This window comes from Streptomyces sp. NRRL F-4489, from assembly GCF_001509485.1.
In the GTDB taxonomy this organism is placed as follows: Bacteria; Actinomycetota; Actinomycetes; order Streptomycetales; family Streptomycetaceae; genus Streptomyces.
This window is the reverse complement of sequence record NZ_LLZI01000035.1, coordinates 74,848-90,412: the sequence shown is the minus strand read 5'-3', so window position 1 is coordinate 90,412 and position 15,565 is coordinate 74,848. Positions and strand designations below refer to the sequence as shown.

Annotated in this window: 12 protein-coding genes; 9 read left to right on the top strand and 3 right to left on the bottom strand. The window is 75.1% G+C overall.

Translation table 11 applies throughout. The annotated features are described in order from the left end of the window. The first annotated feature begins 11 nt into the window (after positions 1–11). A complete protein-coding gene (locus ADL22_RS05400) occupies positions 12–1,427 on the top strand; it encodes a sensor histidine kinase (protein WP_066974247.1) in 1,416 nt (471 codons plus the stop codon). Between the two features lie 196 nt (positions 1,428–1,623). On the opposite strand, the gene ADL22_RS05395 is transcribed toward ADL22_RS05400, so the two are convergent. Then, the gene (locus ADL22_RS05395; RefSeq protein WP_066974246.1) at positions 1,624–2,616 is read right to left on the bottom strand and encodes a TAXI family TRAP transporter solute-binding subunit; all 993 of its coding nucleotides are present in this window, start codon (positions 2,614–2,616) and stop codon (positions 1,624–1,626) included. Positions 2,617–2,732: 116 nt separating this feature from the next. Between ADL22_RS05395 and miaB the strand changes: the two genes are divergently transcribed. Together miaB and ADL22_RS05385 are read left to right on the top strand one after the other, a co-directional pair. Further along, entirely contained in the window at positions 2,733–4,256 is a 1,524-nt protein-coding gene (miaB, locus tag ADL22_RS05390) for a tRNA (N6-isopentenyl adenosine(37)-C2)-methylthiotransferase MiaB (RefSeq protein ID WP_420711538.1), read from the top strand. A gap of 62 nt (positions 4,257–4,318) precedes the next feature. Then, positions 4,319–5,047 carry a class III extradiol dioxygenase subunit B-like domain-containing protein gene (locus ADL22_RS05385; RefSeq protein WP_066974245.1) on the top strand — a complete coding sequence of 243 codons (729 nt, stop codon included), beginning with the start codon at positions 4,319–4,321 and terminating at the stop codon, positions 5,045–5,047. A 157-nt stretch (positions 5,048–5,204) separates the two neighbouring features. Here ADL22_RS05385 and ADL22_RS05380 read toward each other — a convergent pair whose 3' ends face one another. Beyond that, a complete protein-coding gene (locus tag ADL22_RS05380; protein WP_107116230.1) occupies positions 5,205–5,570 on the bottom strand; it encodes a hypothetical protein in 366 nt (121 codons plus the stop codon). 181 nt (positions 5,571–5,751) lie between these two features. Between ADL22_RS05380 and miaA the strand changes: the two genes are divergently transcribed. The 6 genes from miaA to hflX all read left to right on the top strand — a co-directional run bounded on the left by miaA (position 5,752) and on the right by hflX (position 14,159). Continuing rightward, complete coding sequence (gene miaA / locus ADL22_RS05375; RefSeq protein ID WP_066974244.1) at positions 5,752–6,690, top strand: tRNA (adenosine(37)-N6)-dimethylallyltransferase MiaA; 939 nt, start codon at positions 5,752–5,754, stop codon at positions 6,688–6,690. Between the two features lie 109 nt (positions 6,691–6,799). After that, positions 6,800–7,360, top strand: coding sequence for a hypothetical protein (locus ADL22_RS05370; RefSeq protein WP_066974243.1), 561 nt, complete (start codon positions 6,800–6,802; stop codon positions 7,358–7,360). A 74-nt stretch (positions 7,361–7,434) separates the two neighbouring features. Continuing rightward, a complete protein-coding gene (dapF, locus tag ADL22_RS05365) occupies positions 7,435–8,313 on the top strand; it encodes a diaminopimelate epimerase (RefSeq protein WP_066974242.1) in 879 nt (292 codons plus the stop codon). A 209-nt stretch (positions 8,314–8,522) separates the two neighbouring features. Beyond that, positions 8,523–10,673, top strand: a complete 2,151-nt coding sequence (locus ADL22_RS05360) for a RelA/SpoT family protein (RefSeq protein WP_066974241.1) — start codon at positions 8,523–8,525, stop codon at positions 10,671–10,673. 128 nt (positions 10,674–10,801) lie between these two features. Then, positions 10,802–12,451, top strand: a complete 1,650-nt coding sequence (locus tag ADL22_RS05355) for a M1 family metallopeptidase (protein ID WP_066974240.1) — start codon at positions 10,802–10,804, stop codon at positions 12,449–12,451. A gap of 220 nt (positions 12,452–12,671) precedes the next feature. Beyond that, positions 12,672–14,159, top strand: a complete 1,488-nt coding sequence (gene hflX, locus ADL22_RS05350) for a GTPase HflX (RefSeq protein WP_066974239.1) — start codon at positions 12,672–12,674, stop codon at positions 14,157–14,159. Positions 14,160–14,270: 111 nt separating this feature from the next. On the opposite strand, the gene ADL22_RS05345 is transcribed toward hflX, so the two are convergent. Next, a complete protein-coding gene (locus ADL22_RS05345; RefSeq protein ID WP_066974238.1) occupies positions 14,271–15,458 on the bottom strand; it encodes a trypsin-like serine peptidase in 1,188 nt (395 codons plus the stop codon). Positions 15,459–15,565 lie beyond the last annotated feature (107 nt).

Genomic DNA, 15,565 nt, shown 5'->3' with positions numbered 1-15,565 from the left:
TGCCCCGGACCGTGCGCACCCGCCTCCTGCCGCTCCTCATCGTCCTGATGGCCGGTGTGCTGCTCGCGCTCGGCGTACCGCTGGGCGTGATCACCGCCGGGGTGGAGCAGCAGAAGGTGGTGGTCGACCGGATCGACGACGCCGCCCGCTTCGCCTCGCTCGCCCAGTTCGTCACCGCCCGGCCCAGCGCCGCACCGGGCAGCAAGACGCCCGAGGAGGACGAGCGGCTGGCCACCCTCCGCGCCGAACTCATCCGCTACCACGAGCTGTACGGCATCCGGGCCGGCGTCTTCTACCGCGACCGCACCCCGATGGCCGCGGCCCCCGCGGACCTGGCGGTGCCCGAGGACGGGGAGGGCGCCCGGGCGTTCAGCGAGGCGCTGGCCGGCCGGCGCAGCCACGACCCGCCCCAGGTCTGGCCCTGGGACGACACCGGCCGGGTCCCGGTCGCCTCCCCGGTCATCCGGGACGGCGACGTGGTCGCGGTGGTCGTCACCGACTCGCCCACCGGGCGGATGCGCGCGCGGATCCTGCACGGGTGGCTGACCATCGCGGGCGGGGTGTGCGCGGCCATGCTGGCCGCGGTCGCCGCGGCGTTCCGGCTGACCGGCTGGGTGCTGCGGCCGGTGCGGGTGCTGGACGCGGCCAGCCACGACATCGCCACCGGCCGGATGAACGCCCGGGTCGCCGCGACCGCCGGGCCGCCCGAACTCCGGCGGCTGGCCCGCTCGTTCAACGAGATGGCCGACCACGTCGAGGACGTCCTGGAGCAGCAGCGCGCGTTCGTCGCCGACGCCTCCCACCAGCTGCGCAACCCGCTCTCCGCGCTGCTGCTGCGGATCGAGCTGCTGGCCCTGGAACTCCCCGAGGGCAATGCCGAGATCGCCTCGGTGCGCACCGAGGGCAAGCGGCTGGCGCGGGTGCTGGACGACCTCCTGGACCTGGCGCTCGCCGAGCACTCCGCCGCCGACCTCCAGCTCACCGACATCGCCGCACTGGCCGCCGAACGCGTCGGGGCCTGGCGTCCGCTCGCCGAGGACAAGGGGGTCCGGCTCAGCTACGAGGGCCGGCCCGCGGTCACCGGCTGGGCCGACCCGGTGGCGCTCTCCAGCGCCCTGGACGCGGTGGTCGACAACGCGCTGAAGTTCACCCCGGCCGGGGAGCCGGTGACGGTCGCGGTCGCGCCCGACGGGGAACGCGTCACGATCACCGTCGCCGACCGCGGCCCCGGCCTGGCGGAGGAGGAACTGGCCCGGATCGGCGACCGGTTCTGGCGCAGCAACCGCCACCAGAACGTCTCCGGCTCCGGCCTCGGCCTGTCGATCACCCGCGCCCTGCTCGCCGCCGGCGGCGCCACCATCGCCTACGCCCCGCACCCACCGCACGGGCTGGAGGTGACGGTGTCGGTACCGCGCAGCGCGCCGTGACGGGCGGCGGGGCCGGGGTGCGCGCATTGCACCGAGGTCAATCGATCGGATTGCACCGAGAAGGCTGCGGGCAATGCGCGAACAATGCAGGGCCGGCCGCGCGGGCAATGCAGCCCTGTTGCGTCAGTGCACTACGGCACGGTGCGCGGCGAACGCACCGACCCGTGGCCCCTGCCTCCCGCTCCCTGCCGACCGCTCACTCCTTGACCGACACGTAGTAGTCCCGTGCCCCCTGGTGCAGCGGCAGCGGATCGGTGAACACCGCCGTCCGCAGGTCCACGTTCTGCGCCGCGTGCACCTCGTGCCCGATCGCGTCCCGGCTGCGGATGACCGTCCGGGTGATCCCGAACGTCAGCGCGGCGTCCTCCCGGTCCGTGGTCACCAGCAGATTGGCCACCGCGATCGTCTTCACCGCCTGGCCGTTCTGGACCAGGGGGTAGGCGTCGGCGGGCATCACCGCGGCCCGGTAGTACCGCGTCCGCTCGCCCTGCCGGTGCAGCGCCGGGATCAGGTCCCCCAGCTGCACCAGCTTCACCGGATACCGCTGCGCCAGCTGCTGCACCGCCTGCGTGGGCAGCCCGCCCGACCAGAAGAACGCGTCCAGCTCGCCGTGCTCCAGCATGTCCGGCATCCGGTCGATGCCCACCCGGACGGGGACGATGTCGCGGTCGAAGTCCAGTCCGGCGGCCGCCAGCAGCCGCCGGGTGATCAGCTGCACACCCGAGCTGTCCGCGCCGACCCCCACCCGCAGCCCCCGCAGATCGCGGACCGACCGCACCTCGGCCCCCCGGGGCACCACCAGCTGCATGTAGTCGTCGTAGAGCCGCGCGCAGGCCCGCAGCCGGTCCGCGCCGGGCTCCCGCCGGGCCCGGTAGTCGGCCACCGCGTCCGCCGTCGCGATGGTGAACGCGGCCCGCCCCGAGGCCAGTTGGCGCAGATTGTCGATCGATCCCTCGCTGCGCAGCAGCCGCAGGTCCACCCCCGGCAGGTCCCGCGCGAGATCGGCCTTCAGCAGCTCCCCGTAGCGCGCGTACACCCCGGTCGGGACACCGGTGGCCAGCGGCACCCGCCCCCGGGGCGGAGCCGGCGCTCCCGGTTGCACGCACCACAGCACCAGCCCGAGCAGGGCCAGCGCCACGGCGGCGGCGGTCAGCGCCCGGCGCCGGCCGGGACGGGGGAGGGTTGCCATGGGCGGGATCCTGCCAGCCGGGCCGCGCCGGCGGGAGGGCCCGGAAGGTCACGGCTCGGCTCCCGCCCCCGGGGAGGGCAGCCGGAGCGCCCGCCGGGAGCCCGTACCCTGGACGGGTGAGCGGTAACGACGTGGCCGGCGGAGCAGTGGCCGAAGTGAAAACGTACGAGGTGCGCACCTACGGGTGCCAGATGAACGTCCATGACTCCGAGCGGCTCTCGGGCCTGCTGGAGGAGGCGGGCTACGTACGGGCCCCCGAGGACGCCGGCGAGGGCGAGGCCGACGTCGTCGTCTTCAACACCTGCGCGGTGCGGGAGAACGCCGACAACCGGCTGTACGGCAACCTCGGCCGGCTGGCCCCGATGAAGGCCCGGCGCCCCGGGATGCAGATCGCGGTCGGCGGCTGCCTGGCCCAGAAGGACCGCGACACCATCGTCAAGAAGGCGCCCTGGGTGGACGTCGTCTTCGGTACGCACAACATCGGCAAGCTGCCCGTCCTCCTGGAGCGCGCCCGCGTCCAGGAGGAGGCCCAGGTCGAGATCGCCGAGGCGCTGGAGGCGTTCCCCTCCACGCTGCCGACCCGCCGCGAGAGCGCCTACGCCGCCTGGGTCTCGATCTCCGTGGGCTGCAACAACACCTGCACCTTCTGCATCGTCCCGGCGCTGCGCGGCAAGGAGAAGGACCGCCGGCCCGGCGACATCCTCGCCGAGGTCGAGGCGCTGGTGGCCGAGGGCGTCTCCGAGATCACCCTGCTCGGCCAGAACGTCAACGCCTACGGCTCGGACATCGGCGACCGCGAGGCGTTCAGCAAGCTGCTGCGGGCCTGCGGGACGATCGAGGGCCTGGAGCGGGTCCGCTTCACCTCACCGCACCCGCGCGACTTCACCGACGACGTGATCGCCGCGATGGCCGAGACGCCGAACGTGATGCCGCAGCTCCACATGCCGCTCCAGTCCGGCTCGGACACCGTCCTGAAGGCGATGCGCCGCTCGTACCGCCAGGAGCGCTACCTCGGCATCATCGAGAAGGTCCGGGCCGCCATCCCGCACGCGGCGATCACCACCGACATCATCGTCGGCTTCCCCGGGGAGACCGAGGAGGACTTCGAGCAGACCCTGCACGTGGTCCGCGAGGCGCGGTTCGCCCAGGCGTTCACCTTCCAGTACTCCAAGCGGCCCGGCACCCCCGCCGCCGAGATGGCCGGGCAGATCCCCAAGGAGGTCGTGCAGGCCCGCTACGAGCGCCTGGTCGCCCTCCAGGAGGAGATCTCCTGGGCGGAGAACAAGAAGCAGGTCGGCCGCACCCTGGAGCTGATGGTCGCCGAGGGCGAGGGCCGCAAGGACGGCGCCACCCACCGCCTCTCGGGCCGCGCCCCCGACAACCGCCTGGTGCACTTCACCCGCCCCGACGAGCCGGTGCGCCCCGGCGACGTGGTCACCGTCGAGGTCACCTACGCCGCCCCGCACCACCTCCTGGCCGAGGGCCCGGTCCTGGGGGTGCGCCGCACCCGCGCGGGCGACGCCTGGGAGAAGCGCACCGCCGCGGCGGCCGCCAAGCCGGCCGGGGTGATGCTCGGCCTGCCGAAGATCGGCGCCCCCGAGCCGCTGCCGGCCGCCTCCGCGGGCTGCGGCTGCGACTGACCTCCGGCCCGGTCCGGCGGCCCGTGCCCCGGGGCGCCGGACCGGGCGTTACGCTGCGTGGCATGCTCGTAGCCGCCGCCCTCTGCCCCTGCCCGCCGCTGCTCGTCCCCGAGGTCGCCGCGGGCGCCGCACCGGAGCTGGAGCCGGTGCGGGCCGCCTGCGTGGACGCCGTCGGGGTGCTCGCCGCGGCCCGCCCCGACCGGCTGATCGTCCTGGGCCCGGACCGCGCCGAGGCCGACGCGGCCCGCTACCCGCAGGGCGCTCCGGGAACGTTCCGCCGCTTCGGCGTCGCGCTCGACGTGACACTGGGCCCGGCCGGGCCCGCGCCGGAGGACCGGCCCACCGGGCCGGGGGTGCCGGCCTCCCTGGCCGTGGGCGCCTGGCTGCTGTCCCGTACGGAGTGGTCCGGCGCGCCCGTGGAGGGCGTGGCGGTGGCCGAGCGGCTGCCCCGGGACCGCTGCCTGCCGCTGGGCCGGGAACTGGCCGGGGCCGCGCCCCGGGTGGCGCTGCTGGTCATGGGCGACGGCAGCGCCCGCCGCTCGGTCAAGGCGCCGGGCTACTTCGACGAACGGGCCGAGGCGTTCGACGCGGCCGCGTTCGGCGCCCTGGGCGCCGCCGACACCGCCGCCCTGGCCGCCCTGGACGAGGAACTGGCCGCCGCCCTGCTGGTCTCCGGCCGCGCCTCCTGGCAGGTCCTGGCGGGCGCCGCCGAGGACGCCGGCCTGCGCGGCCGCCTGCTCCGCGAGGAGGCCCCCTACGGGGTGGGGTACGCGGTGGCGGCCTGGTCCTAGGCCCTGGGCGGCCGCCGGTACGCCCGTAGGCCGCTGCGGGCCGTCGCCGCCGGGACGGCGGGTTGACGGCGTACGCCCGTACGCCCAGATATGCCGCACTGCCCGTACGCCCCCCCCGCCCGTCCGCGCCGGCGACGCCCACGGGGCGGGCGCCCGGCTATTTCCGCGCGCCCTCGCCGGCCTCCCGGTCCGCCACGTCCCCGGCCGTCTGCTGCCGGGGGATCCCGGTGGCGTCCGCGTCGGCCGCTCCGGCGGCCTCGGTGGCCGCAGCGGCCTCGGCGGGCTGGGTGGCCTCGGACTCCGCCGCCGCACCGCCGCCCTCCGGCCGTTCGCCGGCCGCCGGGGACGCCTCTGCCGCCGCCTCCGTCCCGTCCTCCGCCGCGGACTCCCCGGCCCCCGGCGCCGCCTCCTGGGACGGCTCCCCGGCCGCCACCGCCCCGGCCGCCTCCGTCACCGCGTCCTCCGCCACCTCGACGACCTCCGCCTCATCCTTGCGCCGGCGGAACCGCGAAAACACGCCCATAACTGCTCCTACGCTCCTCATTGGGGTGAAATCCCTCACCTCCCGGAGCGTCCCCTTGCGCCGCCCGACGGGCCCCGGCAGCGCACCGGCGTTCGGGATCTCGCAACAGGCAACGACGCCGTGCGCGCCCCGTCACGTAGCTCGTTCGGGAGCGTCCCGCCAGGTTTGCGAGACTGGCGGGGTGAACACCGTCGCCCCCGCTCCGCGGGTCATCGCCGTCGTCGGCCCCACCGCGGCCGGAAAGTCCGACCTGGGCGTCGCGCTCGCCCGCCACCTGGGCGGCGAGGTCATCAACGCCGACTCCATGCAGCTCTACCGCGGTATGGACATCGGCACCGCGAAGCTGACCCCGGAGGAGCGGCAGGGCGTCCCGCACCACCTCCTGGACATCTGGGACGTCACCCGCGCCGCCAACGTCGCCGAGTACCAGCGGCTGGCCCGCGCCGAGATCGACCGGCTGCTCGCCGAGGGCCGCACCCCGGTGCTGGTCGGCGGCTCCGGGCTCTACGTCCGCGGCGCCCTCGACGCCCTGGAGTTCCCCGGCACCGACCCCGCCGTCCGCGCCCGCCTGGAGGCCGAGCTGGCCGAGGCCGGCAGCGGCGCGCTGCACGCCCGGCTCGCCGCCGCCGACCCGGAGGCCGCGCGCGCCATCCTGCCCAGCAACGGCCGCCGGATCGTGCGCGCCCTGGAGGTCATCGAGCTCACCGGCCGCCCGTTCACCGCCAACCTCCCCGGCCACGAGGCGGTCTACGACACCCTCCAGATCGGCGTGGACGTCGAGCGGCCCGAGCTGGACGAGCGGATCGCCCTGCGGGTGGACCGGATGTGGGAGGCGGGCCTGGTCGACGAGGTGCGCCGGCTGGAGGCCGCGGGCCTGCGCGAGGGCCGTACGGCGTCCCGGGCGCTGGGCTACCAGCAGGTCCTCGGACACCTCGCGGGGGAGTGCACCGAACAGGAGGCGCGCGACGAGACGGTGCGCGCCACCAAGCGCTTCGCGCGCCGCCAGGACTCGTGGTTCCGCCGCGACCCCCGGGTCCACTGGCTCAGCGGCGCCGCCGACCGCCGGGCCGATCTCCCCGCCCTGGCACTGGCGTTGCTCGAACGACCGGTCACAGCCTGATCACGTCATGGCATCGGGACGCCCCGGCCGTCATCCGGGCCGCTGAGGGCGTGTCATCATCGACCTTCGTTCGAGGCGTGCGATCTGGCAGTGGGGAGGGCGCGTGGCAATGGAGGCCGGCCCTCGCAACAGAGCCCAGCAACCGGACCATGACGGCCCCGGGGCGGCGCCCCCGGCCCCGGCGGAACCGGCGGCGCACGCACCCCGCCACGAGCCCCACGACCGCGCCCACGCCCCCGGCGACGCCGACGGCATCCCCGACGGCCACCCGGCCACCCTGGACGCCTCCGACAGCCCCGAAGCGGAAGCCGGCCCGGCCCCCGAGGGCGGCGAGTCCTTCCGCGACCTGCGCCCGCCCCGGCGGCTGCGGCTGTGGCAGCTCGCCCCGATCGTGGCGCTGGCCGCGCTCGGCTCGCTGATGTTCGCCTTCCCGCTGGCCTTCGAGTTCGGCGGGGACGGCGGCGCGGTGATCGCCATGCTCGGCCTGCTGCTGTGCTGCTGCGCGGCCGGCGGCGGCGTGATGGCGGCCCGCCGGGTCGGCCACACCTGGCCCGGCCTCCCGGTCCGCGGCTCCGGCCGCCGCGCCAGCTGGCGGGTGGTGCTCCTGTACGCGGGCGTGGTCGCGGTCCTCGCCGCGCTGGCCATCTGGCGGGTGGCCCGGCTCCGCTGAGCGCGCCGCCCCGGTCGTCGCCGCCCGCGCCGCCCCGCCCGGCCGCCGCGCCGTCCGCCCCGTACGATTCAGGGGTGACCAGCACGCAGCGCACCGCCTTCCTCAAGGGCCACGGCACCGAGAACGACTTCGTGATCGTTCCGGACCCGGACGGCCGGCTCGACCTGTCCCCGGCCGCCGTCGCCCGGATCTGCGACCGGCGGGCCGGCGTGGGCGGCGACGGCCTGCTGCGCGCCGTCCGCTCCGCCGCGCACCCCGAGGCGCGGGCGATGGCCGCCGAGGCCGAGTGGTTCATGGACTACCGCAACGGCGACGGCTCGATCGCCGAGATGTGCGGCAACGGCGTCCGGGTCTTCGCCCGCTACCTCCTCCACGCCGGGCTGGCCGAGGCCGGCGACCTGGCGATCGCCACCCGCGCCGGGGTCCGCCGGGTCCACCTCGCCAAGACCGGCGAGGTCACCGTCTCCATGGGCCGCGCCGCGCTCCCCGAGGAGGGCGTGGTGGTCGAGGTCGGCGGCCGCAGCTGGCCGGCCCGCAACGTCAACATGGGCAATCCGCACGCCGTCGCGTTCGTGGCCGATCTCGCGCACGCCGGCGAGCTGCGCGAGCCCCCGCCGTTCCACCCCGCGGGCGTCTATCCGGACGGCGTCAACGTCGAGTTCGTCGTGGACCGCGGCCCGCGCCACGTGGCGATGCGGGTGCACGAGCGCGGCTCCGGCGAGACCCGCTCCTGCGGTACGGGCGCCTGCGCGGTCGCCGTGGCCGCCGCCCGCCGCGACGGCCTGGACCCGGCCGCGACCGGCGCCCCGGTGTCGTACACCGTCGACGTGCTCGGCGGCAGCCTGGTCATCACCGAGCTGCCGGACGGCACCGTCGAGATGACCGGCCCGGCCGAGATCGTCGCCGAGGGCGCCTTCGACCCGGAGTGGCTGGCGGGCGCGCTCGCCGGCTGACGGGCGCCGGGGCACGCTTCCCCGCACAGGGGAAGCGGTTTCGGCGAGGAGAAACGGTTCCGGCCAGAAAATTCCCTCCAATGGGTGATCCGGTTCACGGTGAGCGAGAGGTGAACAGCGCTGCGTGATGGGCTCGGTAGCATCAAGCACCGGCCGGGGCGCCGTACCTGACGGCCCCCCACCGCCGGTCGACGCCGCCGGAGGTGCCCATGAGCGCAGAGGCCACGAACCCTGGAAACCCCGAAGCAGCCGGCCGCAGACGCGGCACCCGGCCCGCGCTCCGCGGCCTGCGCCGCATCGGCCGCGCCGCCCTCCTCGGCCCGGCCCCCCGCGACGGCCTCCCCGACGCGCTGGAGCACGTCGCCAAGGTGCACCGCCACCACCACCCCGACGCCGATCTGGACATCCTCAGCAAGGCGTACGCGCTCGCCGAGTCCTCGCACCGCGGCCAGACCCGCAAGAGCGGCGAGCCGTACATCACCCACCCGCTCGCGGTCACCCTGATCCTGGCCGAACTGGGCGCCGAGACCACGACGTTGACCGCCTCCCTGCTCCACGACACCGTCGAGGACACGGAGGTGACGCTCGATCAGGTGGGCGCGGAGTTCGGTGAGGAGGTCCGCTACCTCGTCGACGGCGTCACCAAACTCGCCAAGGTCGACTACGGCGCCGCCGCCGAGCCGGAGACCTTCCGCAAGATGCTCGTCGCCACCGGCAACGACGTCCGGGTGATGTCCATCAAACTCGCCGACCGGCTGCACAACATGCGCACCCTCGGCGTCATGCGCCCGGAGAAGCAGGCCCGGATCGCCGGCGTCACCCGCGACGTGCTCATCCCGCTCGCCGAACGCCTCGGCGTCCAGGCGCTCAAGACCGAGCTGGAGGACCTGGTCTTCGCGGTGCTGCACCCCGAGGAGTACGCCGCCACCCGCCGCCTGGTCGCCTCCTACGCCGGCCGCCCCGACCCGCTCGCCGCGATCGCCCGCCGGGCCCGCGCCGTACTGGCCGACGCCGGTATCGACGCCCAGGTCCTCGTCCGGCCGCGGCACTTCGTCTCCGTCCACCGGGTCCTGCTGGCCCGCGGCCGGGTGACCGGCGCGGACCTCGGGCGGCTGCTGGTGCTGGTCACCGAGGACGCCGACTGCTACGCCGTCCTGGGGGAGCTGCACACCTGCTTCACCCCGGTGGTCTCGGAGTTCAAGGACTTCATCGCGGCCCCGAAGTTCAACCTCTACCAGTCGCTGCACACCGCCGTCACCGGCGGCACCGGCGACGTCGCCGAGACCCTGATCCGCACCCACCGGATGCACCGGGTCGCCGAGGCCGGGGTGATCGCCCTGGGGAACCCGTACGCGCCCCCGGACGGCGCCGAGGCCCCCGACGGCGAACGGGCCGACCCCACCCGCCCCGGCTGGCTCGACCGCCTCCTGGAGTGGCAGCGCACCACCCCGGACCCGGACACCTTCTGGACCTCGCTCCGCGACGACCTCGCCCAGGACCGCGAGATCACCGTCTTCTGCGCCGACGCGGCCCCGGACGGCCCCGGCGGCACGGTCGGGCTGCCGGCCGGCGCCAGCTGTGTGGACGCCGCCTACGCCCGGCACGGCGAGGCCGCGCACTGCTGCATCGGCGCCCGGATCAACGGCCGGCTCGCCGCGCTCGGCACCGTCCTGCACGACGGCGACCGCCTGCACCTGCTGATGGCCCCGGACGCCGCCGGGCCCTCCCCGGAGTGGCTGGAGCACGCCCGTACGCCCGCCGCCCGGCTCGCCATCTCCCGCTGGCTGGCCCGCCCCCGGGACGGCGCGGAGCCGCCCGCCGCGGCCGCCGGCCGGCCCGGGGAGCAGCGCCGGGCGCCCGCGCACCGCCCGGCCGGCCCGGACCGCGGCCCGGCCGCCGCGCCCCTGGTGGTCGCGGACCTGCCCGGCGCCACGGTGCGGCTGGCCGGCTGCTGCACCCCGGTGCCGCCGGACACCGTCACCGGCTTCCCGGTGCGCGGCGGCACGGTCACCGTCCACCGGGCGCTGTGTCCCGCGGTGGCCCGGATGGCGGCGATGGGCCGGCAGCCGGTCGGGGTCCGCTGGCGGGGCGCCGGCACCGGCGGCCACGGCTGCCGGGTGACGCTGCTCGCCGAGGCGTTCAGCCGCCCGCACCTGCTGCCCGACCTCACCGAGGCGATCGCCGCCCAGGGCGCCGCCGTGGTCTCCGCCGCCGTGGAGCCCCCGCACGAGCAGCTGGTCCGCCACACCTACACGCTCCACCTGCCCGACGCGGACGGCCTGCCGTCCCTGATGCGGGCGATGCGCCAGGTGCCCGGCGTCTTCGACGTGGTCCGGGCGGCCGCCGCGGTCCGCTCGTAGGGCCCCGCGCCCGCCCGGAGACACATCGGGCGGGCGGCCGCAAGCCGGACGGCCCGGGCGCCGCCCGTTCGGGTGCCGTCCTGCCGTGCCGTCCACGGGGGAGCGGGCCGCGCTGATAGCGGTAGCCCATGTCCCTTCCCCCGCGCCCCCGGTCCGGCGAGCCCGCCGGGCCCGCCTCCGACAGCACCGCCCCCGACCGCACCGCCGACGCCCGCCCCGCGCCGGGCCGGGACCGCCGCCGCGCCCGCCGCGGCCGGGCCCCCCGCCGGGCCGCCGCCCTCGGCCTCGCGGCCGCCGCCACGCTCGCCGCGGCCGCCCCGCAGCCCGCCGAGCCCCAGGGCCTCGGCGACCGCCTCTTCCCGGCCCTCGGCAACCCCGGCTACGACGTCACCTCGTACGACATCTCGCTGGACTACTCGGGCCGCAACGACCGGCCGCTGGACGCGGTCACCGTGATCAACGCCCGGGCCACCGCCAACCTCGACACCCTCAACCTCGACTTCGCGGACGGCGCGGTGCGCTCCGTCATGATCGACGGCCTGCCCGCCCGGCACGAGCAGGCCGGCGAGGACCTGGTGCTCACCCCGGCCGTGCACATCTTCCCCGGCCAGGACGTGCGGATCACCGTCCGGCACACCAGCGACCCCCACGGCCGCGGCAACGGCGGCTGGATCCGTACGACCGACGGGCTGGCGATGGCCAACCAGGCCGACGCCGCGCACCGGGTCTTCCCGTGCAACGACCACCCCTCCGACAAGGCGTACTTCACCTTCCGCGTCACCGTGCCCCAGGGGCTGACGGCGGTCGCCAACGGGCTGCCGGCCGGCCAGTCCACCCGGGGGCCGCGCCGCACCTGGACGTACCGCACCGCGCACCCCATGGCCACCGAGCTGGCGCAGGTCTCCATCGGGCGGTCCAGTGTGCTGTCCCGGCGCGGCCCGCACGGCCTGCCGGTCCGCGACGTCGTCCCGGCCGCCGCCCGCCCGGCGCTGGCCCGCTGGCTCGCCCGGACCCCGGACCAGGTGGCCTGGATGGAGCGCCGGGTCGGACCGTTCCCGTTCGAGAACTACGGGGTGCTGATCGCGGACGCCAGCACCGGCTTCGAGCTGGAGACCCAGACCCTCTCGCTCTTCGAGAAGCGCCTGTTCACCACCGCCCAGCTGCCCAGCTGGTACGTCGAGTCGGTGATGGTGCACGAACTGGCCCACCAGTGGTTCGGCGACAGCGTCAGCCCCCGCCGGTGGTCCGACGTCTGGCTGAACGAGGCCCACGCCACCTGGTACGAGGCCCTGTACGCCCAGGAGAAGGGCGACCAGCGCGCCTCCCTGGAGGCCCGGATGCGCCGCGCGTACGAGATGTCGGACGGCTGGCGCGCGGAGGGCGGCCCGCCGGCCCTGCCCAAGGCCCCCGACCAGGGCCGCAAGATCGGCATCTTCCGGCCGGTGATCTACGACGGCAGCGCGCTGGTGCTGTACGCGCTGCGCCACAAGATGGGCGCGGCAGGCTTCGACCGCCTGGAGCGCGAATGGGTCGCCAAGCACCGCGACGGGGTCGCCGGCACCGCCGACTTCATCACCCTGGCCTCCCACATCTACGGCCACAACCTCTCCGGCTTCTTCTGGGAGTGGCTCTACGGGACGAAGACCCCGCCGATGCCCGGCCACCCGCAGTGGAAGCCCCAGGCGGCCGGGAAGGCCCCGGCGGCCGGCCGGACGCCGCGGAACCGGACGGTGCGCCCGGCGGCCACCCCCGGTGGACCGCGGCTGCACCGCGGGTGACCGCCATCAAGGACGCCTCGCCGCCGAAACACCGGAAACCCGCGTGACGTCCGTCTCCCGGCCGTGCGACCATCAACGGGCCGACAGCGGCGGCCGGCGACCGGCCGGACGGCCCGGGAATCTCCGGGACGGCCCGGACGTTGACCACAGCGAACGGCAACAGCCACCAGTCCCGGAGGGGCCGACGGTCCCGGGGGCTCCCAACGACACAAAGGATCAAATGACCTCCTCTTCTTCCCTTCCGCAGGACCGGCAGCGCCTCGCCGAGAGCCTTCGGGCCGACGCCCTGATGGAAGAGGACGTCGCCTGGAGCCACGAGATCGACGGGGAGCGCGACGGCGACCAGTACGACCGCTCCGACCGCGCGGCACTGCGCCGCGTCGCCGGGCTCTCCACCGAGCTCGAGGACGTCACCGAGGTCGAGTACCGCCAGCTGCGCCTGGAGCGCGTGGTGCTGGTCGGCGTCTGGACGTCCGGGACGGTGCAGGACGCCGAGAACTCCCTCGCCGAGCTCGCCGCGCTGGCCGAGACCGCGGGCGCGCTGGTGCTCGACGGCGTCATCCAGCGCCGCGAGAAGCCCGACCCGGCCACCTACATCGGCTCCGGCAAGGCCCTGGAGCTGCGCGACATCGTGCTCGAATCCGGGGCCGACACCGTCGTCTGCGACGGTGAGCTCTCCCCGGGCCAGCTGATCCACCTCGAGGACGTCGTCAAGGTCAAGGTGGTCGACCGCACCGCCCTGATCCTCGACATCTTCGCCCAGCACGCCAAGTCCCGGGAGGGCAAGGCGCAGGTCTCGCTGGCGCAGATGCAGTACATGCTGCCCAGGCTGCGCGGCTGGGGCCAGTCGCTGTCCCGGCAGATGGGCGGCGGCGGCTCCGGGTCGGCGGGCGGCGGTATGGCCACCCGCGGTCCCGGTGAGACCAAGATCGAGACGGACCGGCGGCGGATCCGCGAGAAGATGGCGAAGATGCGCCGGGAGATCGCGGAGATGAAGACCGGCCGGGACGTCAAGCGCCAGGAGCGCCGGCGCAACAAGATCCCCTCGGTCGCCATCGCCGGCTACACCAACGCCGGCAAGTCCTCCCTGCTCAACCGCCTCACCGGCGCCGGTGTCCTGGTGGAGAACGCCCTGTTCGCCACCCTGGACCCGACCGTCCGGCGGGCCGAGACCCCCAGCGGGCGGCTGTACACCCTGGCCGACACCGTCGGCTTCGTCCGCCACCTGCCGCACCACCTCGTCGAGGCGTTCCGCTCCACGATGGAGGAGGTCGCCGACGCCGACCTCATCCTCCACGTGGTCGACGGCTCGCACCCGGTGCCGGAGGAGCAGCTGGCGGCGGTCCGCGAGGTGATCCGCGACGTCGGCGCCACGGACGTCCCCGAGATCGTGGTCGTCAACAAGGCCGACGCCGCCGACCCGCTGACCCTCCAGCGCCTGCTCCGCCAGGAGAAGCGCGCTCTGGTGGTCTCCGCCCGCACCGGCGAGGGCATCGCCGAGCTGCGCGAGCTGCTGGACGCGGAACTCCCGCGTCCGCGGGTCGAGATCGAGGTCCTGGTGCCCTACACCCAGGGCGCCCTGGTCTCCCGGGCGCACGCCGAGGGCGAGGTGCTCTCCGAGGAGCACACCGCCGAGGGCACGGTCCTCAAGGCCCGGGTCCATGAGGAACTGGCCGCGGAGTTCCGGCCGTTCGTCCCGGCCGCCTGACGGACCGGCACAGCGCAATAAAGCGAGGGCCCGCCCCGGAATCCCCGGGGCGGGCCCTCGCCGCTGTCACGGGCGGTGCGGCGGCGGCACCGGCCGCCACCGCTCAGCGCCTCACTGCTGGCTGGCCCACTTCTTGCTCATCGCGTCGAAGATCGACTTGGCCTCGGCGCCCAGGTGCGGGCCCGCCGACCAGCGGGCCGGACGCGGCCCCATCGACATGTTGGAGATCAGCACCGGCTTGCCGTCGGCGCCCTTCATGAACCACGGACCGCCGGACGACCCACCGGTCATGGTGCAGCCGATCCGGTACATGGTCGGCTTCTTGGCGTCCATCGTCAGCCGGGTCGGCCGGTCGGTGCACGACTGCTGCACCGCGCCGTCGAACGGCGGCTCGGCCGGGTAGCCCTGCGCCGTCAGGCTCGAAATCTTCGACATCGCCGGGGCGTTGAAGTCGACCGCGTAGGCGCCGCCGGCCATCTCCTCCAGCGACTTGCCGCCGGTGCTCTCCTCGGGCTTGACGTGCATCAGCGCGAAGTCGTACGGCGCCATCGGCACGCCCGGGACGGCGCCGCCGTCGGCGATCCACTCCTTGGAGGTGGCCATGTCGTCCGCCCACCACTTGCCCGCCGGGACGCGGTCCTCGAACGGCGTGGTCTTCATCTGGGTGGCCGGCGCGCCGGTCCGGTTGAAGTTCGGGACGAACATCATGTTGCGGTACCAGCCGCCGTTCTTGCCGGCGTGCACGCAGTGCGCCGCGGTCCACACGAGGTTGGACTTGCCCGGGTGCGCCGGGTCCTTGACGACGGTGGCGGAGCAGCGGGACTCGCCCTGCGGGGTGCTGAAGAGCAGCAGGCCCACGCCCGGCGCGGTGGCGGTGTAGGGCGTCTTCACCGGCTGCGCGGCGACGGCGGCCGGCTCCGGGTCGGTCTTGCCCTGGTCCTCGGTGATGTCCGAGGGCTTGCTCGGGTCCTTGGGCGGCTTGACCTTGTCGATCTTGTCAGGGTTCCAGAAGTTCTTGATGATCGGGTTGATGAACTCCCCGGCCTCCCGGAGCCACTTGTCCTTGTCCCAGTTCTTCCACTCGCCGTTCTTCCACTTGTCCAGGTCGACGCCGTGCTGCTTGAGCTTCTCCTGGAGGTCCTGGGGGATCTTGATGGCACCCCCGCCCGTGGAGTCCTGGGCCGACGCGGTCGGCTTGGCGTCCGCGTTGTCGCCCGACGGCCCGCAGCCGGTGGCGGTCAGCGCCACCACGGCCGTCAGTGCCGCGGTGGCCAGGACTGGCCGGCGTATTGATCGCATGGGTGCTTCTCCCCCTGTGTCAAACGGTGAGCCGCGTACGGCTCATGAGCTGTGCCCCCGGACGGCGCTTGTCATGAACCGCAAGATCCGGGTGCGGCCCCCCACTA

Excerpts from the sequence above, each read along its gene's own strand:
- ADL22_RS05395 (WP_066974246.1), bottom strand. The coding sequence starts at position 2,616 with ATGGCAACCCTCCCCCGTCCCGGCCGGCGCCGGGCGCTGACCGCCGCC.
- ADL22_RS05385 (WP_066974245.1), top strand. The coding sequence starts at position 4,319 with ATGCTCGTAGCCGCCGCCCTCTGCCCCTGCCCGCCGCTGCTCGTCCCC.
- ADL22_RS05380 (WP_107116230.1), bottom strand. The coding sequence starts at position 5,570 with ATGGGCGTGTTTTCGCGGTTCCGCCGGCGCAAGGATGAGGCGGAGGTC.
- ADL22_RS05370 (WP_066974243.1), top strand. The coding sequence starts at position 6,800 with ATGGAGGCCGGCCCTCGCAACAGAGCCCAGCAACCGGACCATGACGGC.
- ADL22_RS05360 (WP_066974241.1), top strand. The coding sequence starts at position 8,523 with ATGAGCGCAGAGGCCACGAACCCTGGAAACCCCGAAGCAGCCGGCCGC.
- ADL22_RS05355 (WP_066974240.1), top strand. The coding sequence starts at position 10,802 with ATGTCCCTTCCCCCGCGCCCCCGGTCCGGCGAGCCCGCCGGGCCCGCC.
- hflX (WP_066974239.1), top strand. The coding sequence starts at position 12,672 with ATGACCTCCTCTTCTTCCCTTCCGCAGGACCGGCAGCGCCTCGCCGAG.
- ADL22_RS05345 (WP_066974238.1), bottom strand. The coding sequence starts at position 15,458 with ATGCGATCAATACGCCGGCCAGTCCTGGCCACCGCGGCACTGACGGCC.